At 58.7% G+C, this 24485-nt stretch carries 23 protein-coding genes; 14 read left to right on the forward strand and 9 right to left on the reverse strand.

From position 1 onward, the window contains the following. Nucleotides 1-4 precede the first annotated feature (4 nt). From AACS24_RS15160 to AACS24_RS15170, 3 genes are all read left to right on the forward strand, one after another. Nucleotides 5-484, forward strand: coding sequence for a cytochrome c-type biogenesis protein (locus AACS24_RS15160; RefSeq protein WP_108571231.1), 480 nt, complete (start codon nt 5-7; stop codon nt 482-484). Then, nucleotides 481-1749, forward strand: a complete 1269-nt coding sequence (gene ccmI / locus AACS24_RS15165; protein WP_108571176.1) for a c-type cytochrome biogenesis protein CcmI — start codon at nt 481-483, stop codon at nt 1747-1749. Before AACS24_RS15160 ends, ccmI begins: the two co-directional genes overlap by 4 nt. An 85-nt stretch (nt 1750-1834) precedes the next feature. Further along, complete coding sequence (locus AACS24_RS15170) at nt 1835-2650, forward strand: MlaA family lipoprotein (protein WP_181364194.1); 816 nt, start codon at nt 1835-1837, stop codon at nt 2648-2650. Between the two features lie 124 nt (nt 2651-2774). Here the strand turns inward: AACS24_RS15170 and sodB are convergent, their stop codons facing one another. Next, on the reverse strand, nt 2775-3359 hold the full coding sequence (gene sodB, locus AACS24_RS15175; protein ID WP_005331469.1) for a superoxide dismutase [Fe]: 585 nt from the start codon (nt 3357-3359) through the stop codon (nt 2775-2777). Between the two features lie 287 nt (nt 3360-3646). Between sodB and AACS24_RS15180 the strand changes: the two genes are divergently transcribed. From AACS24_RS15180 to AACS24_RS15205, 6 genes are all read left to right on the forward strand, one after another. After that, a complete protein-coding gene (locus AACS24_RS15180; protein ID WP_005353650.1) occupies nt 3647-3991 on the forward strand; it encodes a Grx4 family monothiol glutaredoxin in 345 nt (114 codons plus the stop codon). Between the two features lie 359 nt (nt 3992-4350). After that, complete coding sequence (tdcB, locus tag AACS24_RS15185; RefSeq protein WP_041208895.1) at nt 4351-5355, forward strand: bifunctional threonine ammonia-lyase/L-serine ammonia-lyase TdcB; 1005 nt, start codon at nt 4351-4353, stop codon at nt 5353-5355. An 11-nt stretch (nt 5356-5366) separates the two neighbouring features. Next, on the forward strand, nt 5367-6698 hold the full coding sequence (tdcC, locus tag AACS24_RS15190; protein ID WP_108571177.1) for a threonine/serine transporter TdcC: 1332 nt from the start codon (nt 5367-5369) through the stop codon (nt 6696-6698). Nucleotides 6699-6904: 206 nt separating this feature from the next. Further along, complete coding sequence (tdcD, locus tag AACS24_RS15195) at nt 6905-8113, forward strand: propionate kinase (protein ID WP_108571178.1); 1209 nt, start codon at nt 6905-6907, stop codon at nt 8111-8113. 44 nt (nt 8114-8157) lie between these two features. Further along, nucleotides 8158-10452 (forward strand): formate C-acetyltransferase, encoded by a 2295-nt coding sequence (gene pflB, locus AACS24_RS15200; RefSeq protein ID WP_108571179.1) that lies wholly within the window; start codon nt 8158-8160, stop codon nt 10450-10452. A gap of 69 nt (nt 10453-10521) precedes the next feature. Beyond that, nucleotides 10522-10911, forward strand: coding sequence for a RidA family protein (locus tag AACS24_RS15205; RefSeq protein ID WP_033114426.1), 390 nt, complete (start codon nt 10522-10524; stop codon nt 10909-10911). 104 nt (nt 10912-11015) lie between these two features. Here AACS24_RS15205 and AACS24_RS15210 read toward each other — a convergent pair whose 3' ends face one another. Further along, the gene (locus AACS24_RS15210) at nt 11016-12227 is read right to left on the reverse strand and encodes an RsmB/NOP family class I SAM-dependent RNA methyltransferase (protein ID WP_108571180.1); all 1212 of its coding nucleotides are present in this window, start codon (nt 12225-12227) and stop codon (nt 11016-11018) included. Nucleotides 12228-12620: 393 nt separating this feature from the next. Between AACS24_RS15210 and pdxH the strand changes: the two genes are divergently transcribed. Genes pdxH through AACS24_RS15230 form a run of 4 tightly spaced genes read left to right on the forward strand, consistent with a single transcriptional unit; the run spans nt 12621 to nt 16071 of the window. Beyond that, complete coding sequence (pdxH, locus tag AACS24_RS15215; protein WP_041208889.1) at nt 12621-13259, forward strand: pyridoxamine 5'-phosphate oxidase; 639 nt, start codon at nt 12621-12623, stop codon at nt 13257-13259. Between the two features lie 36 nt (nt 13260-13295). After that, complete coding sequence (locus tag AACS24_RS15220; protein WP_108571181.1) at nt 13296-13910, forward strand: glutathione S-transferase family protein; 615 nt, start codon at nt 13296-13298, stop codon at nt 13908-13910. Beyond that, on the forward strand, nt 13910-15514 hold the full coding sequence (locus AACS24_RS15225; RefSeq protein ID WP_108571182.1) for a GNAT family N-acetyltransferase: 1605 nt from the start codon (nt 13910-13912) through the stop codon (nt 15512-15514). The genes AACS24_RS15220 and AACS24_RS15225 overlap by 1 nt, the downstream gene beginning before the upstream one ends. 32 nt (nt 15515-15546) lie before the next feature. Then, on the forward strand, nt 15547-16071 hold the full coding sequence (locus tag AACS24_RS15230; RefSeq protein WP_042031533.1) for a GNAT family N-acetyltransferase: 525 nt from the start codon (nt 15547-15549) through the stop codon (nt 16069-16071). Nucleotides 16072-16122: 51 nt separating this feature from the next. On the opposite strand, the gene AACS24_RS15235 is transcribed toward AACS24_RS15230, so the two are convergent. The 4 genes from AACS24_RS15235 to AACS24_RS15250 form a co-directional block, all read right to left on the reverse strand. Then, on the reverse strand, nt 16123-16542 hold the full coding sequence (locus AACS24_RS15235) for a hypothetical protein (protein ID WP_108571183.1): 420 nt from the start codon (nt 16540-16542) through the stop codon (nt 16123-16125). Between the two features lie 202 nt (nt 16543-16744). Next, nucleotides 16745-17689 carry a PfkB family carbohydrate kinase gene (locus AACS24_RS15240; protein WP_108571184.1) on the reverse strand — a complete coding sequence of 315 codons (945 nt, stop codon included), beginning with the start codon at nt 17687-17689 and terminating at the stop codon, nt 16745-16747. Between the two features lies 1 nt (nt 17690). Beyond that, nucleotides 17691-19073 (reverse strand): purine-cytosine permease family protein, encoded by a 1383-nt coding sequence (locus tag AACS24_RS15245; RefSeq protein ID WP_219927730.1) that lies wholly within the window; start codon nt 19071-19073, stop codon nt 17691-17693. 2 nt (nt 19074-19075) lie between these two features. Next, complete coding sequence (locus AACS24_RS15250) at nt 19076-20098, reverse strand: ADP-ribosylglycohydrolase family protein (protein ID WP_108571186.1); 1023 nt, start codon at nt 20096-20098, stop codon at nt 19076-19078. 152 nt (nt 20099-20250) lie between these two features. Here AACS24_RS15250 and AACS24_RS15255 point away from each other — a divergent pair, with 152 nt between their 5' ends. Next, on the forward strand, nt 20251-21009 hold the full coding sequence (locus tag AACS24_RS15255) for a GntR family transcriptional regulator (protein ID WP_041208882.1): 759 nt from the start codon (nt 20251-20253) through the stop codon (nt 21007-21009). Nucleotides 21010-21076: 67 nt separating this feature from the next. Here AACS24_RS15255 and AACS24_RS15260 read toward each other — a convergent pair whose 3' ends face one another. The 3 genes from AACS24_RS15260 to hflD all read right to left on the reverse strand — a co-directional run bounded on the left by AACS24_RS15260 (nt 21077) and on the right by hflD (nt 24480). Further along, complete coding sequence (locus tag AACS24_RS15260) at nt 21077-22207, reverse strand: ribosomal protein uL16 3-hydroxylase (protein WP_108571187.1); 1131 nt, start codon at nt 22205-22207, stop codon at nt 21077-21079. Nucleotides 22208-22372: 165 nt separating this feature from the next. Then, nucleotides 22373-23743 (reverse strand): adenylosuccinate lyase, encoded by a 1371-nt coding sequence (purB, locus tag AACS24_RS15265; protein WP_041208877.1) that lies wholly within the window; start codon nt 23741-23743, stop codon nt 22373-22375. A gap of 122 nt (nt 23744-23865) precedes the next feature. Beyond that, on the reverse strand, nt 23866-24480 hold the full coding sequence (hflD, locus tag AACS24_RS15270; RefSeq protein WP_041208876.1) for a high frequency lysogenization protein HflD: 615 nt from the start codon (nt 24478-24480) through the stop codon (nt 23866-23868). Nucleotides 24481-24485 lie beyond the last annotated feature (5 nt).

Consider the following 24485-nt stretch of genomic DNA (forward strand, 5'->3'; position numbering starts at 1 on the left):
GCTGATGAGAGTGTTAATTGCTTCCCTGCTGTTGTTGCTGGGATGGGTGGTACAAGCGCCGGCCATGGCCGCCATCGATGTTTATACCTTCGACAACGACAATCAGGAGCAGGTCTTTCGCGAGCTGACCAAGGAGCTGCGTTGCCCCAAGTGTCAGAACCAGGATATTGCCGACTCCAATGCAGGGCTGGCCAAGGATCTGCGCGACAAGACCTACCAGATGGTGCGTCAGGGCAAGGACAAGGATGAGATAGTGGATTACATGGTGGCCCGCTATGGCAACTTTATCCTCTATAACCCGCCGCTGATGGCATCCACCCTGATCCTCTGGCTTGGCCCTCTGCTGGTCATCGTCATCGGTCTGGGGGTGGTGGTGATGCGCAGCCGGCGACCTGTGGCTGCAGTCCAGCCCGTGGATAGCTCCCTGAGCGAAGAGGAGCAGCGCCGGCTTGCCGAACTGCTCAAAGAGGAAGAGAAACAATGACCGCTTTTTGGATTGTGATTGCGGCCCTGCTGGTATTGGTGAGTCTGGCGCTGGTCGTACCGTTGTGGCGTGGTGAAGGCAAACAGAGCATCAGCCGCTCGGCCCTCAACAAGCAGCTCTATCGCCAGCGTCTGCTGGAGATCGGCGAGGAGCGCGAACAGGGGGTGCTGGCCGAGGAGCCCGATTCGCTCATCGAGTTGCAGCGCAGCCTGCTCGATGACATTCCCGATGTGGAGCAGACCGCCCGCAGCGGCAAGAGTCTGATCTGGATCCCGGGTGTGGTGGTGCTGGTGGTGGTGAGTCTGGGCCTCTACTTCAAGCTGGGCAGCTGGCAAGAGGTGAGCCGCTGGCAGGATGCCAACAGCCGTCTTGGCGAGCTGAGCAACCGCATTCTGGTGGAGCGCGATGCCAAGGTGACCGAACAGGATCTGCTCGACTTCACATTGGGGTTGCGCACCCGCCTCAAGGATGAACCGAACGACTACCGTGGCTGGCTGCTGTTGGGGCGCTTGGCGCTGGATGGCAACGATCCCGAGATGGCCAACGACGCGCTGGAGCGAGCTTACAAGCTGGCCCCGCAAAAATCGCTGGTAGCTGTTCCCTACGCCCAGGCGCTGATGATGACGGGGGATGAGGCACAAGCCGATGCCTTGTTGCAGGCTGCCATCGCTCAGGAGCCGGGCAACATCGAGGCGCGCTCTGTCTACGCCTTTATGGCACTGCAAAAAGAGGACTTCCAGACCGCCCTTGATCGCTGGCAGGCGATGTTGCCGCTGATGGAGAAGGGCTCTCCCCGTTATGTGATGGTTGAGCGTTCCATGGATTATGCCAGGGCGCAGCTCAAGCAACGTGGTATGGCGGTGACGCCTTCTGGCGCAGTGGATGCTCGGGATAGTCAGAATGCACAGCTTGAGGTGAAGCAGGGGGAGTTCCCGATCCATATCTCGCTGGCGGCGGGCATTCAGATGCCGGAAGATGCCTATCTCTTCGTGTTTGCCGTGGTGCCCAACGGGCCGCCCATGCCGATTGCCGTCAAGCGTATTGCAGGGCCCACTCTGCCTGTGACGCTCTCGCTGGGTGATGACGATGCCATGATGGAAGGGAGCAAGCTTGCTTCCTATCCCGAGCTGCAATTCAAGGCACGGCTCTCCCGTGGCGGCAACGTCATGAACAAGGAGGGGGCCTTTGAAGGGGTATCTGCACCGATCAAGAGCGCAGATATTCCAAGCGCTCCGATTGACATCCGTATCGATCACGCCCTCTAATATGTCCTTTGATAACCCGGCCACCGGAGGGCGGCCGGGTTATCTATACTTCTGATAAATCAAAATAAAACGTCGGGACTTCCATATGTATCTTCGTGCAGGGGCCTTGCTGTCAGCCCTGTTGCTGGCTGGCTGCGCCGGTGGCCCACCCAAACAGGGGCCAGAGAGCCTTGATCTCAATCCTGGAATGAATCATCCGGGAGCTACCAGTACGGCAGCAGATCCTCGTGACCCCTTCCAGGGGCCAAACCGGGCCATGTGGGCAGTTAACTACGATGTGCTGGAGCCCTATGTCGCCCGGCCCGTGGTACACGGCTATGCCCGTTACGTACCGCAGGGGATGAAGGATGGCATCGAAAATCTGGTGGAGAACTTCAACGAACCGAGCAGCATGGTCAACCACCTTATCACCGGTGATTTGAAGGGGGCGGGGGTCAACCTGGGCCGCTTTACCCTCAACACCACGGTCGGTCTGCTGGGCATCTTCGACGTTGCCAAACATGCCGGTCTTGAGCGCGACAAGCTGGAGATGGATACCGTACTGGGCAAGGCGGATATTGGCGAAGGTGCCTACCTGATGGTGCCAGTCTATGGGCCGACCACGACCCGCAAGCTGGTAGGTGATACGGTCGATACCATCTACTTCCCCTATGCCCTGCTGACCTTGCCACTGCGAGTGGTGCACTGGGCGCTCGATGGCCTGGGCTCCCGCTCCAAGCTGATCGATCAGGAACGGATCATCGACAACTCGCTTGATCCTTATGCATTGACCAAAGATTTCTACCTGCAGTACAACCAGAGCAAGGTGACGGGGAAGAAAGCCGAGCTCAAGGAGGCGAAGCAGGAGCAGTCTGATGATGCCAATCTCGACCAGTATATGGACGAGATAGATGACCAGTAGATAGGTTGTCTCATGACATAGAAAAGGCGCCTTATGGCGCCTTTTTCATCTCTGCGGAACGACCGCACAGATATAAAAAACGCCTCGCAGGTGCGAGGCGTTTTGGCAAGAAGAGGAGCCGTTATCAGGCAGCCAGGTTCTTGGCCACGAATTCCCAGTTAACCAGAGCCCAGAAGGTTTCCATGTACTTCGGACGCAGGTTGCGGAAGTCGATGTAGTAGGCGTGCTCCCACAGGTCAACAGTCAGCAGCGGGGTGGTACCGGCTTCAGTCAGCGGGCAGCCTGCATTGGAGGTGTTGACGATGGCCAGAGAGCCGTCAGCCTTCTTCACCAGCCAGGTCCAGCTTGAACCGAAGTTGCCGATGGCAGACTTGGTGAAGGCATCTTTGAACTCGGCGAAGGAGCCGAATGCTTTGTTGATGGCATCAGCCAGTGCACCAGTCGGCTCGCCACCGCCGTTCGGGGAGAGGCAATGCCAGTAGAAAGTGTGGTTCCAGATCTGGGCTGCGTTGTTGAAGACGCCACCAGTGGAGGTCTTGATGATCTCTTCCAGAGACTTGCCTTCAAACTCGGTACCCGGCACCAGATTGTTCAGATTGACCACGTAGGTGTTGTGGTGCTTGCCGTGGTGGTATTCCAGGGTCTCTTGGGAGATGTGCGGTTCCAGAGCATTGATTGCATAGGGCAGAGCGGGAAGTTCGAATGCCATTTTCTACTCTCCATTGGCTGGACCGTGCGAGCGCGACGGTTGCAAGACATTGCGTACTCTTTTCCAATGTGAAAAGAGTTGTTTTTAAAATGGTGGGACAGGAAAGTCCAAAGCCAAGGGATTGTAGCAGTATCAAAGATGGGCTAACAACCCTTGATTGGCGCCATGATCAGGATCAATCATCTGTCTATTCTGGCAGCGATTCGTGCCGTTCTTGCCCTTTGTCCGGTTGTGATCGGGCCAGATTGCAGTAGAATGGCCGCCATCATTGCTCTAGTGAGGCATCTATGGAAACTATCGAAAAGATCAAGCAGCAGCTGGCTGACAATCCCATCATCATCTACATGAAGGGCTCTCCCAAGCTACCCAGCTGTGGCTTCTCTGCCCAGGCCTCCCAGGCGCTGATGTCCTGCGGTGAGCCGTTTGCATATGTTGATATCCTGCAAAACCCGGATATCCGCGCTGAATTGCCGAAATTTGCCAACTGGCCGACCTTCCCGCAACTGTGGGTTGAGGGCGAGCTGATTGGTGGCTGCGACATCATGATCGAGATGTTCCAGGCCGGCGAGCTGCAGGCTCTGATCAAAGAGACTGCTGCCAAGTACAAGAAAGATGATGCTGCAGCCGAGTAATCAGTCCGGTGTTGTCGAGAGGGAGCCATATAGGCTCCCTTTTTTATTGTCCCGGTTCTGGCAGGCAAGCAACTGATTGCCGGTTGCAAAAAGCAACGAAATTGCCCTGAAAAATCTAATCTTTGCGGCTTTGTGTTGGAGTTGTTAATTATATTGTTCGCCAATCTCTGATTACTTTTTTTAATCCATTTGGATTCAAGTGTTGCTGCCATCACATTTTTTGATAATTTCACCGTGACGCAGTCTCTTTGTAGATTTTTTTGTGTTTATGCTCACATTAATTGCAAGTGATAGAACCTAGTATCGCTTCGCCCAGTGAAATAAAACCCTACAAATTAATAAATAAAAAGAGATTTGCGATGAAGATGTATAGCAATCTGCCCATTGGTCTTCATGATATTACCGAAGCCAAAAAAAGACTGACCAACCATATATACAAGACCGCGCAATTACCCTCTAACTACATCAGCGAACGTTGCCATGGCGAGGTTTACCTCAAGCTTGAAAACATGCAACGTACAGGCTCTTTTAAAATTCGCGGTGCCTTCAACAAACTCAGTTCATTAAGTCTGGAGGATCGTCAAAAAGGTGTTGTCGCCTGCTCTGCCGGTAATCACGCGCAGGGGGTATCTTTGTCCAGTGCCATGCTGGGAATTGATGCCAAGGTGGTCATGCCTTGCTGTGCACCAAAATCAAAAATTGCTGCAACCAGCGATTATTCGGCGGAAGTTATTCTGCATGGCAATAGTTTCAATGACACCATTGCCAAAGTCAGCGAAATCGTGGAAATGGAAGGCCGTGTATTTATCCCCCCCTTCGACGATGCAAAAGTGATTGCCGGTCAGGGCACCATTGGCTTGGAAATCATCGAGGATCTCTATGATGTGGACAACATCATAGTGCCGATTGGCGGCGGTGGTCTGATTGCCGGCGTCGCAATGGCCATCAAATCCATCAACCCGACTATCCGTGTGATTGGCGTGCAGTCGGAGAATGTCCACGGCATGGCGGCTTCATACTACGCAGGTACCATTACCAATCACAGAACCAGCAGCACGCTGGCTGATGGTTGTGACGTGGCAAGACCCGGCACCCTGACCTATGAAATTGTCAAAGAGCTGGTCGATGACATCGTTCTGGTCACTGAAGATGATATTCGCCACAGCATGGTTGACCTTATTCAGCGCAACAAGGTGATTACCGAAGGGGCGGGAGCTCTGGCCTCGGCAGCGCTGCTGAGCGGCAAGCTGAAACATTATGTCGAAGGCAAAAAGACCGTCAGCATTATTTCGGGTGGCAATATTGACCTGACCCGAATCGCCGAAATTATCGAACAGAACAATATCCGTCAATTTAGCCTGTAAGGAATACAGTCATGATATTGGATAGTGTCGTTAGCAGCAGTAAAGAGAGTATCAAAGCATGGCGTAAGTCGGATACAACCTGGGGACTCGGTCTATTTGGTACAGCGATCGGTGCAGGTGTTCTATTTTTCCCAATTCGGGCCGGATATGGTGGTCTGATACCAATATTAATCATGTTGGTGCTGGCTTATCCTATAGCATTTTATTGCCACAGGGCGTTGGCAAGATTATGTCTTTCTGGCAGCAATCCATCGGCAAATATTACCGAGACCGTTGAAGAGCATTTTGGCAAAATGGGTGGGGTAGTGATTACCTTCCTCTATTTCTTTGCCATCTGCCCACTGCTTTGGATATATGGTGTGACAATCACCAATACCTTCATGGCATTCTGGGAGCATCAACTGCAAATGGCACCGCTCAATCGGGGTGTTGTCGCCCTTGGGCTGCTGCTGTTGATGGCCTTCGTGATCTATTTCGGCAAGGATCTGATGGTTCGCGTGATGAGCTATCTGGTATTTCCTTTCATCGCCAGCCTGGTGGTCATCTCTCTCTCCCTAGTTCCTTACTGGAACAGTGCCGTCTTTGATCAGGTCAATCTGAGCGAGATATCGATGTTCGGTCACGACGGTATTCTGGTCACCGTCTGGTTGGGGATCTCTATCATGGTCTTCTCCTTCAACTTCTCGCCGATTGTCTCCTCTTTCATCGTCTCCAAACGGGAAGAGTATGAGCAGGAGTTCGGTCGTGATTTTACCGAGAAGCGCTGCTCGAAGATTATCTCCGGTGCCAGCATGCTGATGGTGGCCGTGGTGATGTTCTTTGCCTTCAGCTGCCTGTTTACCCTGTCGCCGCAAAATATGGCGGAAGCCAAGGCCCAGAATATTCCGGTGCTCTCCTATCTGGCCAACCACTTCTCCTCGCTGGCTGGCAGCAAGTCTGCATTTGCCACCACCCTGGAGTATGCCGCTTCCATCATTGCGCTGGTTGCCATCTTCAAATCCTTCTTCGGCCACTATCTGGGGACGCTGGAAGGGTTGAACGGCCTCATCCTCCGCTTTGGCTACCAGGGCGACAAGAGCAAGGTTTCCAGTAAAAAACTCAACATGGTCAGTATGTTGTTCATCATGGGCTCGACCTGGCTGGTCGCTTATGTGAACCCCAACATCCTCGACCTGATTGAGGCAATGGGGGCGCCGATCATCGCGTCACTGCTCTGTCTGCTGCCGATGTATGCCGTCAATAAAACACCTGCGCTGGCCAAATATAAAGGCCAGGCCAGCAACGTGTTTGTCACCATCATCGGTGTGCTGACCATCCTGAATATTGTTTCCAAGCTGTTCTGAAAACCTTTTCTGTAAGTCATCAGCCATTCAGACCCTGACCTCTTGGCGGGGTCTGCATGGCGCAGTCAGAAGCGCGCAATAACCGGTTCTTGGTTGGTCCAATTATTTGGGCCCAGGGCAAGACTATCCGTTATTTGGCCACCACAAACAGTGGTAAATATGTTCTGACTGCAGTGACTCGACATCATAAATATCGAGGCGATGTAATGAAGTTTGATTCGTTGGTTCTGGTTATCAATTGCGGCTCTTCGTCGGTCAAATTCTCGGTACTGGATAGTAAAACCTGCGAGGTGGTGATCTCCGGCATGGCCGATGGTATCGAGACCGAACATCCACAGCTGAAAATTGATAGAAACCCGGCCACTCCCTTGCCGGAAAACAACCATAGCTGCGCATTGGCGGCGATTGCAGAAGAGCTGAAACTGCGCGGTTTGCTCGATGCCATCACCCTGGTCGGCCATCGCATTGCCCATGGCGGCAATGAGTTCAGCGAAGCGGCCATCATTGACGAGCGGGTACTGGCCAAAATCAGGCAGGTCTCGCCACTGGCCCCGCTGCACAACCACGCCAATTTGAGCGGCGTGATGGCCGCCCGCCAGCTATTTCCCGACCAGCCCCAGATTGCGGTATTTGATACCGGCTTTCATCAGACCCTGAAGCCGGAAGCCTATATCTATGCGCTGCCTTACCAATATCTGCAGGATTACGGCGTGCGTCGCTATGGCTTCCATGGCACCTCACATCGCTATGTGGCCGAGCAGGCCTGCGTATTTATGGGGCTGGATGGGCAGCATGCCGGTCTGGTCATCGCCCATCTGGGCAATGGCGCCTCTATTTGTGCGGTACAGGATGGCAAGAGCGTCGATACCTCGATGGGGATGACGCCGCTGGAGGGGCTGATCATGGGCAGCCGCAGCGGTGATATCGATTTTGGCGCGTTGGCCTATATCGCCAGCAAGACGGGGCAATCCATCGAGGATATCGAGCGGGTATTGAACAAGCAGTCCGGCCTGCTGGGTATTTCGGGGCTCTCCTCCGATATGCGGGTATTGGAAGCTGCCTATCACGAAGGACATCCCGGGGCAAAATTGGCCATTCACGCCTTTGTCCATCGTATTGCCCGCCATATCGGCGGCCATGCCACCTCATTGCGCCGGCTGGATGCCGTTATTTTCACTGGCGGGATCGGCGAGAACTCGGCCTTTATCAGAAAACTGGTATGCGAACGACTTCAGGTATTTGGCGTAGCGATCAGCGAGCCGTTTAACCAGCGTTCCAATAGCGAGGGCTGCCGGGTGATTTCGGCGGCAGAGTCCATGGTGCTGGCGGCAGTTATTCCCACCAATGAAGAGAAAATGATCGCGCTGGATGCCATTCGTCTGGGGCAGCAGGTTCGTCAGGCCGAGTGCGTCTGACATCTTCCACTGTAGTGTCATGAGTAGTGAATGAGGTTTATTTGATGAAAGTTGATATGCAATTGGATCAGGATAAATTCCGTCAGGCATGGCAAGGGTTTGCCGGTGAAAACTGGAAGCACGAGATCAACGTTCGTGATTTTATCCAGCAGAACTACACCCCCTATGAAGGTGACGAACAGTTTCTGGCAGATGCCACCGAAGCGACCACCACCTTGTGGAACAAGGTGATGGAGGGGATCCGCATCGAGAATGCCACCCACGCGCCGGTTGATTTTGATACCAATATTGCCACGACCATCACCGCCCACGGGCCGGGTTATATCGAGCAGGGACTGGAAAAAATTGTTGGCCTGCAGACCGACAAGCCTCTTAAAAGAGCGCTGCACCCGTTTGGTGGCGTAAATATGATCCGCAGCTCGTTTGAAGCGTATGGCCGGGAGATGGATCCCGAATTTGAATATACCTTCAGCGAATTGCGCAAAACCCATAATCAGGGGGTGTTCGACGTCTACTCTCCAGAGATGTTGCGCTGCCGAAAATCAGGGATTTTGACCGGTTTGCCGGATGGTTACGGCCGTGGTCGCATTATCGGAGATTATCGTCGGGTAGCGCTCTATGGCATAGATTATCTAATCCGTGAGCGGGAGCTGCAGTTTGCCGATCTGCAACCAGCCCTCGAACGTGGCGAGAATCTGGAGCAGGTGATCCGTCAGCGCGAGGAGCTGGCCGAGCACAAACGGGCTCTGGTGCAGATCAAACAGATGGCGGCGAGCTACGGCTGCGATATTTCCGGTCCAGCCCGCACGGCGCAGCAGGCGGTGCAGTGGTTCTACTTTGCCTATCTGGCGGCGGTGAAGTCGCAAAATGGCGGGGCCATGTCCCTCGGTCGCACTGCCACCTTCCTCGACATCTATATCGAACGGGATCTGAAGGTGGGGCTCATCAGCGAGCAGGATGCCCAGGAGCTGGTCGATCACTTCATCATGAAGATCCGCATGGTGCGCTTCCTGCGCACCCCCGAGTTTGACTCCCTCTTCTCCGGCGATCCCATCTGGGCGACCGAGGTGATCGGCGGTATGGGGCTGGATGGTCGCACTCTGGTGACCAAGAACTCCTTCCGTTACCTCCATACCCTCAAGACCATGGGGCCGGCGCCCGAACCCAACCTCACCATCCTCTGGGCGGAAGGGTTGCCACGTGCCTTCAAGACCTATGCGGCCCGCGTTTCCATCGATACCTCATCCCTGCAGTATGAGAACGATGATCTGATGCGCACCGACTTCGAGAGCGATGATTACGCCATCGCCTGCTGCGTGAGCCCCATGGTGATCGGCAAGCAGATGCAGTTCTTCGGTGCCCGTGCCAACCTGGCCAAGACCCTGCTCTATTGCATCAACGGCGGGGTGGACGAGAAGCTGAAGATCCAGGTTGGTCCGAAAGTGGCGCCCATCATGGACGAGGTGCTGGATTACGACACTGTCATGGCGAGCCTCGACAGCTTTATGGATTGGCTGGCGGTGCAGTACATCAGCGCGCTCAACCTTATTCACTACATGCACGACAAGTACAGCTACGAAGCCTCGCTGATGGCGCTGCACGACCGCGACGTCTATCGCACCATGGCCTGCGGTATCGCCGGTCTGTCGGTGGCGGTCGATTCGCTGGCAGCCATCAAGTACGCCAGGGTCAAGCCGGTGCGCGATGCTGACGGGCTGGCGGTCGATTTCGTGATTGAGGGGGAGTATCCCCAGTACGGCAACAATGACGAGCGGGCCGACTCCATTGCCTGCGATCTGGTCGAGCGCTTTATGAAGAAGATCCAGGCGCTGCCGACCTACCGCAATGCGGTGCCGACCCAGTCGATCCTGACCATCACCTCCAACGTGGTCTATGGCCAGAAGACTGGCAACACCCCGGATGGCCGCCGTGCCGGTGCGCCATTTGCGCCGGGGGCCAACCCGATGCACGGTCGGGATCGCAAGGGGGCGGTCGCTTCGCTCGCCTCGGTGGCCAAGCTGCCGTTCAAATACGCCAAAGACGGGATCTCCTACACCTTCTCCATCGTGCCGGGGGCGCTCGGCAAGGAGCCGGCCAATCGCGAGAACAATCTGGTGGGGTTGATGGATGGCTACTTCCATCACGAGCAGGATGTGGAAGGGGGTCAGCACCTCAACGTCAACGTGATGAATCGCGAGATGCTGCTGGATGCCATCGAGAATCCGGACAAGTACCCCAGCCTGACCATCCGGGTCTCCGGTTATGCGGTGCGCTTCAACGCCCTGACCCGCGAGCAGCAGCAGGACGTTATCTCCAGAACCTTCACCAACATGATGTAACTCTCATGCCCGGGGTGAGCAGGCTTGCTCCGGGCCTACTTTTTGTTTGTCAGCACGAGGAAGTAACAGATGCGACAGGTTATCACTACCAAAGCGGCGCCGGGCGCCATCGGCCCCTATGTGCAGGCCACCCGGATTGGCAACATCCTCTACACCTCCGGCCAGATCCCGCTGGACCCGGTGAGCGGTGACATTGCAGAGGGTATCGAAGCGCAAACCCTGCGCTCTCTGCAAAACGTCAAGGCGATTGTCGAGGCGGCAGGCGGTGAGGTGCGCAATATCTTCAAGACCACGGTCTTTGTCTCCGATCTGAACGACTTTGCTGCGGTCAACCGGGTCTACAACGACTTCTTCACCGAGCACGATGCCATGTATCCAGCGCGCTCCTGCGTGGAGGTGGCTCGCCTACCCAAGGATGTGAAGATCGAGATAGAGGCGATTGCTGCGCTGGAGTCCTGACGCGGCGATCCTTATCAATAAAAAGAGCGGCAGCCCGAGGGCTGCCGCTCTTTTTTCATCGCACCTGCCGTGCGCGATAAGGGCGCAAAGCAGGTCACGCTGGATCAGGCGATCCGCTCGATGCGCGCCAGATAGAAACCGTCGAAACCGGTAGCCGCCGGACTCACGGTGTGATCACCAAGCAGGCGGAAGTTTTCGTTGGCGGCGAGGAACTTGTCCACCTGCTGGCGGTTCTCCTCGGGCAGGATGGAGCAGGTAGCGTAAACCAGCATGCCGCCCACCTTCACCATCTGGCTGTAGCGCTGCAGGATCTCTTCCTGCAGAGCGACCAGCACCGGCAGACGCTCGGCGGTATCGCGCCACTTGGCATCAGGGTTGCGCTTGAGTACGCCAAGACCGGAGCAGGGGACGTCCAGCAGCAGGCGGTCGGCGCTCTCTTTGAGGCGCTTGACGGTCTTGCTGCTGGTGATGACCCGGGTCTCCACGTTGTGGGCGCCGGCGCGGCGGGCACGCTGCTTGAGGTTTTCCAGTTTCCACTCTTCCACATCCATTGCCAGCAGGCGGCCTTTGCCTTTCATCACGGCGGCCAGATGCAGGGTCTTACCACCGGCACCGGCGCAGGCGTCGATCACCCGCATGCCGGGCGCAACGTCGAGTGCGGCAGCGATGTGCTGGGAGCCGGCATCCTGTTGCTCGAACCAGCCATCGGCAAAGGCCTTGGTGCGGAACAGGGCTGCGTCGGAGGTGACCTGCAGGGCAGTCTCCACACCTTCAACCGGAATGGTGGTGACCTGCTCTTTGGCCAGCATGGCCTGCAACTCCTCGCGGGTACACTTGAGGGTGTTGACCCGCAGGTAGCGTTTGGGCATCCAGGCCAGGGCGGCACGCTCGGCAGACCAAGCCTCACCCAACTGCTCGCTACCCAGTTTCTCCAGCCAGCTCGGGCAACCATCCATCAATACCGGATTCTTCTTCGCCTCGGTCAGGCGGCGACGGAATGCCTCTTCGTTGAAGCGATCCAGGGTCGGGTGGTTGGGCTGGGGGATCTTGTGGAAAGCGTGCCAGCTGTGCAGCAGCGGCCATACGTTCTTCTCGGCCTGACGAACCTGAATACCGGTCAGGGCACAGTAGAGGCTCAGGCGGCGCAGCAGGTCGCCGGTGACCAGGGCAATCCTTGCCTGTTCTTGCGGTTTGAGTTCGATGCCGGAGAAGTGACGGGCATAGGCGCGATCCAGGGTGAGACCCTGGCCCAGCACGTCATCAACAATGGCAACGACCAGATCCCCGAAACGGGGCAACAGTGGGGATTTGAGCATGAGATTAACCTTGGCCAGATAAAGATGAATCACCCCGGTAGCGGGATGATTCTGAAACAGACAAACGGCGCAATGATAGGTGGAAGGGGGATGCGGTGCAAGGTGGATATTCGGCGAGTCATGCAGTCCCTGGTTCGGTGGCTCCATATAAATGAGCGGCCGCTGACCGGCCGCTATACCTGATTTCAGGGAAATTGACGGCAGTGCGACTGGCCAACTGTACGGTCATGGAAAATGAGCCGGAAATATAAGCGACAGGGGCGCCCAGTGGCCAAGGAAGGGTGAACGTTGTCCCTGATACCTGGTTTACAAGGCCGCTTTATCGGGCGCACAATGCCTGCAATCATTCTCTTGATGGTCGTGGAACCATTATTTATTTGAAGGAAAATCAAGATGATGGATGTTGCTGATCTGCGCCGGGAGTATACCCGAGGCGGGCTGCATCGGGCCGATCTGCCCGCCGAACCCCTCGAGCTGTTCGAGAAGTGGCTGGCACAGGCCTGCGAAGCCAAACTGACCGATCCCACCGCCATGGTGGTTGCCACCGTTGATGCCGACGGCCAGCCGTGGCAGCGTACCGTGCTGCTCAAGCACTACGACACCCAGGGGATGGTTTTTTACACCAACATGGGCAGTCGCAAGGCGCATCAGCTGGAGGGGAATCCCCGCATCAGCCTGCTCTTCCCCTGGCACACCCTCGACCGTCAGGTGCATGTGACTGGTCGGGTGGAGAAGATGAGCACCTTCGAGGTGATGAAGTACTTCCACAGTCGTCCCAAGGATAGCCAGATCGCCGCCTGGGTCTCCAAACAGTCGACCCGCATCTCGGCGCGCGGCGTGCTGGAGGCCAAGTTTCTCGAGCTCAAGCAGAAGTTTGCCAACGGCGAAGTGCCGCTGCCGAGCTTCTGGGGTGGCTTTCGGGTGGTGATCGAGACGGTCGAATTCTGGCAGGGGGGTGAACACCGTCTGCACGACCGTTTCTACTATACCCGTGAAGGGGATGGCTGGCATATCGAGCGTCTGGCTCCCTGATCTGTTTCTCAAACCCGTTTTTCACAAGGAGTGTGCATGCGTCTGCACGGTGATCTGCGCTCCGGCAACTGCTACAAGGCGTGGTTGCTGGCCCGCTGGCTTGAACTGCCTCTCGAGTGGGTGGCGGTCGATATCGCAGCGGGGGAGACTCAAACCCCCGATTTTCTGGCGATGAACCCCAATGGCAAGATCCCGGTGCTGGAGCTTGCTCCCGGCGATCTGCTGGCGGAATCCAATGCCATCCTCTTCTATCTGGCGCAAGGCTCGCCTTTGTGGCCGACCGATCCGCGCCAGCAGGCCGACGTGCTCAAATGGATGTTCTTCGAGCAGTACAGCCATGAGCCCTATATTGCGGTGGCCCGTTTTATCGTCCGTTATCTGGGGCGGCCCGAGTCGCAGGAGGCGCGGCTCGACGGGCTGAAAGCCGGTGGCGAGAAGGCGCTGGCGGTGATGGAGCAACAACTGAAAAAGAGCCCCTATCTGTGCGGCGAGGCGCCGACCATCGCCGATATCGCCCTCTACGCCTACACCCATGTGGCGGAGGAGGGGATCTTCTCTCTGCAGGGGTGGCCCGCCATTCGTGACTGGATTGCCCGCATCGAGGCGCATCCACATCACATGAGCCTGCCAGCGGCCTGTCAGGCGGGCTGATGGAGCTGTTGATCGAGGGGAGCCTGTGGCAGCCCCACTGGAACCAGGTGGTGGGCAGCTGGCAGCAGCGGGGCCATCGCTGGCAGTTATTGTTGGGCAAGGAGGCTGCCGCTACCCTCGATCACCACTGTGCCCCCTGGGCAGGTCTGACCCCTGATGGCGTGATCTGTCCCGGCGCCCTGCTGGCAGCCTGGCTTGATGGCGACCTGTTGCCACAACACCACGCCGATCCTACCAAGCAGATCCTTATCAGTGGTTCAGCTTCCTTGCTGACGCTGGCCCGGGAGCAGGGGGGGCTCACGCTGGGGACAGTTGGCGCCGATCTGACGCTGGATGCGCACACGGATCTGGGCGCTCTGCTCAATCGCCTGCTTGCGCGTCGCCTGCAGATCCCCTCCTTGCGGGAACTCGATGGTGATGCTCCGTTGCAGCTGCGAGCGCTGCACGCCGGAGATGAACAAGAGATCGTGCGCTATTGCAGCGATGAGGCGATCGCCCGCTACACCCTCAATATTCCCCACCCCTATCCACCGGAGGGGGCCCGCGACTGGCTGGCCCTTTGCTGGCGCAGAGCGGCGCTTGGCCTTGGCTGGAGTTGGGCCATCACCTTGCCGCAAGGGGAGGCAGAAGCGCCCCTTGTCGGCGTCATCTCACTGCACTGGAATGGCGAGCTGGCCTGGTGGGTCGGTGTCCCCTGGCAGGGGCGCGGCATTGCAACCCGGGCGGCCAGACTGGTCAAGGCATTCGCCTTTGACCAGCTGCATCTGCCCGCCATCACGGCTCGCCATATGCCGCAGAATCTGGCCTCTGGCCGGGTGATGGCCAAGCTTGGCATGGTTGAGCAGGGGCTGCGTCTGATTGACGGTCATCAGCCGTGCGAGGTGCGTTACTGGCGGCTGGATCGCCGTCCTGCCCTGACCGGGGCGTTGCAGCAGGCGCTGGCCAGATGGCAGCAGGATGAGCGGATCGTTGTGGTGATCCTCTGCGATCCCGCTGTGTGCGAAGCGACGCTGCCAGTCATCTCCCTCTTTCTGGCCGACATGAATGCTGACGAGGCACGGCTCTTTTCTGATCCACTGCTGGCGGCCGAGGGATATCAGCTGCATAACTATCCCCTCTCCCGGTTGGAGGCAGCAGAGCCCGAGCTGTTCCACCATGCTGGTGGCGTGCTGCTAAAGGATGAGGGGGATATGGGGCTGGAGTGGCTGCTGCAATTCGCTGCACTGCTGCGTCAGGGGTCCACGTTGCTGACGCTGACAGAGCGGTGCGAGCGGCTGGGCTGGATCACCCGGCTACTTGCCGATGGGGATAGATTGACGGCTGAAAGCGAGCTCCCCCTGCGCTATCGACTGATGAGGCTGCTGGTGGAGTTGCCGGAGCTGATGGATGAGCTGGATGGTCGCTGGCATCCGGGGCTGGAGCAGACGTTTGCGCGGCTGGCGCGGGAGTCCCCCTCCTTGCTGAATGCCTATCAGAGGGTGCTGGCCCAGCCCGCACCGGACAACTGGCGAGCCTTGCGAGAGCAGTTTGCCGATCGTTTTCCTGAGTGCACCCTCCCATTTCTGGACAAAGGTGCTCAGGAGCGGGGGCAGTTTGTGGAATAATGGCCGCTCTGCTGTACGAGGAGTAATACCTGATGTTGAGAACCGAGCGCCCCGGTGACATGCTGCCGGTCTATGAGCTGGTCACTGCCGCTTTTGGCCGCACCGATGAGGCCGAGCTGGTCAACCGTCTGCGCGAGTGTGGTGCCGCCGTGGTGACCATGGTCGAAGAGGAAGAGTACGAGTTCATGGGCCACCTGATGCTAAGCCCGATCACCATTAACGGTGTCGAGGGGCCCTGGCTTGGGCTGGCACCGGTTGCGGTGCATCCTGATTGGCAGGGGCAGGGGATTGGCTCCGATCTCATCCGTGAAGGGCTGGATACTGCGCTCGAGATGGATTGGAAAGGGGTGGTGGTGCTCGGCGATCCGGCCTACTACAGCCGCTTCGGTTTCCGTCCCGCCAGCGAATTTGGCCTGCGCTGCATCTACGAGGTGCCGGCAGAGTGCTTTATGGCGATGGAGCTGCAGCCGGGGGGGCTGGCCAACGTGGCGGGCGAGGTGCTCTACCATCCTCTCTTTGACGAGCTGCCCGACGAAGTGGCGGAAGGATCTCACTGATAGCAAAAAGCCCTCATCGAGAGGGCTTTTTCATTAGCGGATGTTGGTCTGTCAGGCGGTGATATCGAGCAGGGAGCCCTTGGGCTTCTCTTCACCGACCATGTTGCCCATCTGCTGGCCGAGCGGGCTCTGCTGGAATTGCAGGTAGTCGCTCAGGTTCTGCTGGCGCTGGTAGCGGTTGGCCGCCTGATAGACGTCACTGGCGCTCGGGCCGCTATTTTCGTTGCTCTCTGTATCGCTGGCTTCCATATAGCGTTCGACCACCGCCTTGTTCTGCTGCGCAGCCGAGTAGGAGACCGCCATGGTGCGGCGGGCGGTAGCCTGATCCTCACGCTGAGTTTCAACCTCGTCTTTCTTGTCCAGCACCTTGTTTTGAGCCTGATTGATCTGCTCCGGTGTGGCCTCGGGATAAGAGGGATATTTGCCGTAATCGGGGCGCATGATGGGCATGGAGGCTGAGTTGATTTGCATGATCGCTTCTCTGACTGATCGGGAACCTACTCATAATACTAGCCCTCCTCTGGTCAATAAAACACCAAATGAAGTGCCGTCAAGATCCGGTTCAGCTTCGCAAATCGTCTGTTACAGAGGGGTGAGGTGAACGGTGTGGGGGAAGTGGTTGCTGCCATTGAAAAAATGCCCGCTCCGGCGGTGCCGGAGCGGGCCAAAGCGATCACGCAGCGGTGATCACAGGCAAGTCGTAATTGACCAGTTCAGAAAGGGTTGGTGCGCCATCGGCGCCGGGACGGCTGACCACGATGGCGGCCACCAGATTGCCGAGGCGAACCGCCTCTGCCAACGGCAGGCCGCTGGCGAGCCCCATCAGGGTGCCGCCGCCATGGGCATCGCCCGCTCCGACGGTATCGCAGAGGGTTACCGCAACGGGATGTACCCGCAGGCATTGACCATCCGGGGAGCCGACCAGAGCGCCCTCTTTATCTTCCCGCACGATAAGAGCAGCCCTGTGTTGCCGGCAGAAGCTGGCCACGGTTTCTGTGCTGGCGGGGGCCCCCAGCAGCACGGCTGCCTCTTCACGATTGAGGGAGAAGAGGGCGCCACGGGCCAGCAGAGTGGCAATCTCGTCAGCGCTCAGATCGCCGATACGGGGACCCGGATCGATGAACGGCGTGATGCGCTCGGGTAGCTGGAGCAACCACTCCAGCAGCGGTGCGCCCTGGGTACCGGTCAGCTCGTAGCCGGAGGCATAGACCCACCCTGTCCCAGCGGGTAGCAGACGGCTTAGTGCCGCGGTATCCCAGTACTGCTCGCACCCTTCCACCGTGATGAAAGTGCGCTCGCCATCGGGCTCGACCAGTGCCAGACACCAGCCATTGTCGTGAGCCGGATCGCGCAACTGGACTGGCAGCGACTCCGCCAGCATGGCGGCTTCCACCGCTGTTCCCCAGTTGCCCTGGCCGACGGTAATGCCGTTGATCACCAGGGTGCCGAGCCGAGCGAGGGCGCGGGCTACGTTGAAGGCGCAGCCACCAATCTGGCGGCCGCTCTCGCGGGCGACTTCATCGCCACCCGAGACGGGAAGGCGGTTCATCTCCAGCATCACGTCGCCAAAGGCGGCGCCAATCACCATGACCGGCATGGTCGGGACGGGCGGAGTCATCTCAGACACTCCTCATGCGGGGCAGCAACAGGGCATAGAGCACCAGACTGACGGCAAACGAGACAAACAGACCGAGGCTGGAGTCGGCAAAGACGCCGATGGCCAGGGGGCCGTCGATAAAGCCGGTCTTGGTGACCATCAGGCCGCTGATGGAGCCGGCGAGCCAGCAGAGCAGCGGCCCCTTGCGCACCCCGGTATCACCGTAGAGAGCCAGATAGTCGTACCCCTGATGACGGCGCAGCGCCAGATAGTCGAGGATGAAGATGGCGGCCCAGGAGGCCAGGAAGAGGCCGCAAAAGATCAGGAAGGCGATAAAGGGGCCAAGGAAGTCGCCAGAGACAAACAGTACGTAGAGCGCGACGCCGACGACCAGCACGGCATCCAGCATGACGGCGTGGGACTGGCGCAGCTTGACCCCCATGCTCAGCAGGTTGAGGCTGGCGGAATAGAGGCTCAGCACCGCGATGGTGACGATGCCGGCAACCGCGGCGGCCAGATAGGGGATCGCCATCCAGGCTGGCAGCAGCTTGCCGATGGCCGCGATGGGGTTCTCGGTAGAGGCGAGATCGGGGATCTGGGCGGTGAGCAGAATGCCGGCGAACATCAGCAGAATGAGGGGCAGGGAGGCGCCCACCACCACGGATGAGAAGACGGAGCCGGGGCGCGATTTTTCGCTCTGGTCGCGGCTGTAGTCGGCACCTGCTATGGCCCAGCTGATGCCGGTACCGGCGGCAATCACCGACACGGCGGGCAGGAAGCCGGTCAGCCAGTCACCGGAGGGGAGCGCCATGATCACCTGCCAGTTGGCGTTGGCCATCAGATAGAGCACCACGATCAGGGTCATCACCCCGAAGGTGCGGGTGATCCACTTCTGCATCATCAGCACGGTATTTTGCCCCAGCAGCGAGACCACCACGGTCAGGCCGCCAAAGAGCAGCAGGGAGAGTGCGGTGATCCAGTGGGACTCCGTCATCCCCATGGCGGCAAACAGTGCCGCCAGCGTCAGGGTGCCGGTGACCAGATTGACCGCTTCCCAGCCCATCAGGTTGATCCAGCAGAAGGCGGTGGGGGCGATATTGCCCCGCTTGCCAAAGCAGATGCGGGAGAGGGTAAGGGTAGTGGTGCGGCCGCGCTTGCCCGCCATGCTGGTGATCCCCACCAGCGCGAAGGAGGCGACCCCGGCGACCGCCGCCAGCAGCGATTGCCAGAAGGAGAGGCCAAAGGAGACCACCACGGCACCGTAGACGACCCCCAGAATGCCGATATTGGCGGCACACCAGACGAAGAAGAGCTCCGCCGGTTGCTTGGTTCGTTCGTGGGGAGGGATAAGATCGATGCCGCTGGAAGCCTGTTCCGGCTGCATCTCGGTTGCTTGCTGGCTCATAGTCATACGTCCTGTTGCCGATAGTGAGCAAGGGCTTCGGCATAGGGGCCGAAGTCAATCCGGTTTGCTTGATCAATCAGTTGGCGCGCTGCCAGCGGCAGGGCCGAGATGCCGCTCAGGGCACCGCAGATGGCGGTGGCCATGGCACCTATGGTGTCGGTATCGCCGCCGAGGTTGGCGCACAGCTGGGCGCAGAGCATGGGATCCCCTTCGGAGAGCTCCACTATGCCGAGCGCGGCTGGGATAGATTCAATCACATCCATGCCGGAACCGATCAGGTCATAGATATCGTCCAGACCCGATTCGATGGTCGGCGCCTTGTCGACAGCGGTGAAGGCGAGTTCGATGCGGCGGCCAAGGGAGGCGCTGAAGGTGGAGGCGAAACGGCTCTGCACCTCTTGCGCGAGGGGGGGCAGTTCGGTACGAATGGTTGCCCACTTGGCCCCTTCGATGGCGCGGCTGATGGCCCAGGCGATCACTACGGAGCCAGCGATAGCGATGTCCGACTTGTGGGTCGGCACGCAGGCAAGGCGCACGGCCTCGATAAAGACCTCCTTGTCGCTGGTCGGCATCAGGCAGCCGATGGGGGCGATGCGCATCGGGGCGCCGTTGGTCACGCCGTTGGCCTGGATCTCCTCAAGGGGGATCCCCTGCTGCAGGGCGATAAGGGCTCCCTTGGAGGTAGGGCCCAGAATATTTTTGCTAAAGGCGTCGATCCCCTCGGCCCACTTCATGATGTGGCGGGCGATGGTCAGTGGTTTGATCTCCCCCTGCTCCTCGATGATGGCATCCATCAGGGCAACCATCTGGCTGGTATCATCGGTAAACTGGCCGCGCACGAATTCGTTGGCGGCGATGTTCTCCTCGGGGCCGTCGAGGAAGTCATGGATCCAGCCGAAGAAGGCACGCACCTTCTCGCGGGACCAGAGCTCCGATGGCATGCCAAAGGCATCGCCAACCGCTTGTCCATAGAGACAACCCAGAATACGCTGCTGTTGAAGTGAGGTAGAGCTTGATGGGGTCATGACGATATCGATCACCTTTTTGTGTAGTCCAGTTGCAGTCCAGTGGGTATTATACACATCCAGTGTCAGTCCAGTGTGAACCATAACGCATTTTAAAGTAAAGTGGACTGGATTCATTTGTTGATATTTTTGCATCTTTAGACGAGAGCGCCATGCAGAGAGAGAGTGCTGAACACCTGTTTGACGAGTTGAAACAACGGCTGGCCTGTGCAGGGGATGAGCCGCTCTATCTCATTCTGGCGCAGGGGCTGCAGCAGGCTATCGAACGCAAACTGCTGCCCCACGGCTGCGTGCTCCCCTCCGAGCGTCAGCTCTCCGACAGCCTCGCTCTCTCCCGGGCCACTGTGGTCAAGGGGATCTCTCTGCTGGCGGAGCAGGGGCTGGTGATCAAGCAGCAGGGCAAGGGCACCGTAGTACACGCTCCGTTTACCTACAACCTGGCCGGTGGCAGCTTTACCGCCCAGTTGAGCCAGCTCGGGGCGCTGAGCGATCGCTGGCTGGCGCGCGAGCTGGTGGCCGCCAGCGCCGAGCAGGCCGCCCTGATGGGGGTGGCGGAGGGCACCGAGATCGCCAAGATCCGCCGGGTGCGCTGCGTCAACGATGACCCCACCTCCATCGAGACCACCTATATCCCTCGCCAGTTTCTGCCCCGTCCCGACCTGCTGGAGGGCTCGCTCTACGCCCACTGGCGCGAGGAGGGAATTGAGCCCGTCGCCCAGCAGTACCAGATCCGCCAGCAGGTGCCGAGCCAGACCGAGAGCGCCATGCTGGGATTGCCGGTCGGCATGCCGGTGCTGGCCGTGATGCAGCGCAGCTACACGGCGCAGGGGGAGCTGCTCGAGGTGAGTCAAAGCCTCTGCCGCGGCGATAGCTACAGCTTTACCTTCAACAGCGGCGCCATTCCCGGCTGAACCGTTGGGCACATAGCAATAAAAAAGGCGCCATAAGGCGCCTTTTTATCGTTCAGTCACAGCTGGATCAGTTGAAGAACCAGTAACCGCGGTTGACCAGACGGGTCAGCAGTTGCAGGAAACCGGCCTGATCGGCCAGCTCCACCATGTCGGCCTGAGTGATGATGTCCTTGTCACACAAGAGCGAAATGGCTGCCGCATCTTCGCTCTGCAGAGTCCAGGCTTCACCATCGATATAGCACTGCTGGCTCTCGCCGCTAAACCAGACGGTGCGCAGACCCGGCACCTTGATGGCAGGCTCGCCCTGGGTCAGCAGGTCGGCCACTTCCTCGGCGCTGTAGTCCGGCTCCACCGGATTGACGTCCAGATCGTGCTTGGCCTCGGAGATCATGGTGCCGAACCACTCCTTGAACAGGGTCTCGTCATCGAGGGCCTGCTGCATCAGCTCGCGCAGACGGTGCAGCTCGTGGGGCTGGATCTCGCCGTGACGGGCACGGGGCTTGAGGTCGGCGTCGGCGTAACGCTCAGTACGCACCTCGTTGTCGATCAAGTGATCGGCAAAGGAGGAGATAAGCGCCTTGGCATCCGGTGCACGGAAGCCCACCGAGAAGTTCATGGAGGGCTCGATGGCGTAGCCCTCGTGGGGGAATCCGGGCGGAATGTATAGGATATCGCCCGGCTCCATGATGACGTCGATGATCGCCTCGAACGGCTCGCAGTGTAGCAGGGCGGCGTGGGCGGCAAACTCGTTGAGCGGCTTGGCATCGCCAACGCGCCAGTGGCGTTTGCCCAGACCCTGGGTGATGAACACGTCGTAGTTGTCGATGTGGGGGCCAACACCCGCATGGGGGGTGGAGAAGCTCACCATCACATCGTCAAAGCGCCAGCCCGGAATGAACTGGAACGGCACGGCCAGCTCGTTCACCTCGGGAGCCCAGTGGTTGCAAGCCTGTACCAGAATGGTCCAGTTCTCTTCGCCCAGATGGTCATAGGATTCGAAGGGGCCGTGGGCCGCATCCCACTTGCCGTCGAAACGGGTGACGAGGCGGGACTCTACCACCTCTTCCATGGCCAGACCCGCCAGCTCGTCCGGGCTGATGGGATCCTGAAAGTCCTTGAAGCCGCCCTTGATAAGGAGCGGGCGCTTCTGCCAGTAGTGCTCGAGGAAGTGAGCGATATCCAGATTGAGTTCGTACATAGATCTTCTCGTCAAAGGGTTCGACAAAGGTCAGGAGAGGTCTTGCCAGAGGCGGCAGCCGGCCTCGGGCAAGCCCTCTTGCAAACCGTGTATAGGGTGCCACATAAAATAACCGGGGCCCTGTTGCAGATCATGCACAGGGCCCCGGTGGTGTCATTTATCCGCTTATTTCAGCAGATCAACCAGACGCTGGGCGTCACCGATGTAGTTGGCCGGGGTCAGCTTCTTCAGCTCAACCTTGACCGCTTCCGGCAGCTCCAGGGTGTCGATAAAGGTGCGCATCCCTTCGGCATCGACACGGCGGCCACGGGTCAGCTCCTTGAGCTTCTCGTAGGGCTTCTCGATACCGTAGCGGCGCATGACGGTCTGGATCGGCTCGGCCAGCACTTCCCAGTTGGCATCCAGATCGGCGGCCATGGCGGCATCGTTGGCTTCCAGCTTGGAGATACCCTTGAGGGTGGACTGGTAGGCGATAAGGGAATAGCCGATGGCAACACCCAGATTGCGCAGCACGGTCGAGTCGGTCAGATCCCGCTGCCAGCGGGAGATGGGCAGCTTGCTCGCCAGATGCTGGAACACGGCGTTGGCCAGACCCAGATTGCCTTCAGAGTTCTCGAAGTCGATGGGGTTGACCTTGTGCGGCATGGTGGAGGAGCCGATTTCACCTGCGATGGTGCGCTGCTTGAAGTGGCCCAGGGAGATGTAACCCCACACATCGCGGTCGAAGTCGATCAGGATGGTGTTGAAGCGGGCCATGGCATCGAACAGCTCGGCGATATAGTCGTGCGGTTCGATCTGGGTGGTGTAGGGGTTCCAGGTCAGACCCAGGGAGGTAACGAACTCCTCGGAGAACTGGTGCCAGTCCACTTCCGGATAGGCGCTGATGTGGGCGTTGTAGTTGCCGACCGCACCGTTGATCTTGCCGAGGATCTCCACCGCCATGATCTGCTTGTACTGGCGCTCCAGACGGTAGGCGACGTTGGCCATCTCCTTGCCCATGGTGCTCGGGGTCGCCGGCTGGCCGTGGGTGCGAGAGAGCAGCGGCATGTCACGGTACTCATGGGCCAGACGCTTGATCTCGCCGATCAGCTTCTCGCAATAAGGCTTGATGACCTCTTCGCGGGCGGTTTTCAGCATCAGACCGTGGGAGTTGTTGTTGATGTCTTCCGAGGTGCAGGCGAAGTGGATGAACTCGCTGACAGCCGCCAGCTCCGGGTTCACTTCGACTTTCTCTTTGAGGAAGTACTCCACCGCTTTCACATCATGGTTGGTGGTGCGCTCGATCTGTTTGATGCGGGCGGCGTCGCTCTCGTTGAAGTTGCTGACGATGCCGTCGAGCAGGGCGTTCGCGGCCGCGCTCAGGGCAGGGACTTCCGGGATCCCGGCGTGGCTGGCCAGTTTCTGCAACCAGCGAACCTCGACTTCAACGCGAAAACGCAGCAGGCCGAATTCGGAGAAGATAGGGCGCAGGGCATCGGCCTTGTCGCCATAACGACCGTCAATCGGGGAAACAGCAGTCAGCGCGGACAGCTCCATGGGGTGAACTCCTGATGATTGGTGTGGGGGATCCGTATTCACTTGCGCGCCGGTCGGGGTATATCAAGGCTGATGTGCGGCTGTTCACCTTGTCCTCCCTCTGCCTGCGCGCAAGCCAATGATTAGTAACGCTTGGCCAGTTCCACCATCTTCTTGCGAGCGAAGATGATCTGGGTGCGGCTGCCACCGAGCTGGCGCCACAGCACCACGGCGCGGATGCCTGCCAGCAGCAGGGCGCGCACCTTGTGCTGCACCAGCGGCTGCTGCAGGAACAGCGGGGTGCCGGCCACCTGAATGCGCGGCCCGATGGGGCTGATAAGGTCGCTGTAGATGCTCGCCATGTTGGCCAGGATCTGCTCGTCGAGCAGATCGAAATGCTGTTGCTGGCGACCGATCTGGCTGATCCGCTCACCCAGCATGTTGAGAATGTCCTTGCGCTTGGCCAGCTTGCGCTCCAGTGCAATCAGGCTCACCACATAGCGGGTCAGCTCGGCATTCTTCTGGCTGCCATCGGCACCCAGCTGCTCGACCAGCGCGCGGTAGCCGTCGCGAATGGCCAGATGGGTGTTGTTGAACACCTCGAGCGGGTGGCTCGGATTGGTCACCAGAATGCTGGAGAGGCTCTCGCGCAGGGCGGCCTCGTCACAGCTGCCGTCGCGGGCCACCTTCTGGACCAGCGCGGCCGCCTGGCAGATGCCGGCAAAGGCCATGGTTCTGTCTTGGAATTTATCGCTCACGTATG

This window comes from Aeromonas sp. HMWF016 (assembly GCF_963878195.1).
Lineage (GTDB): Bacteria > Pseudomonadota > Gammaproteobacteria > Enterobacterales > Aeromonadaceae > Aeromonas > Aeromonas lacus.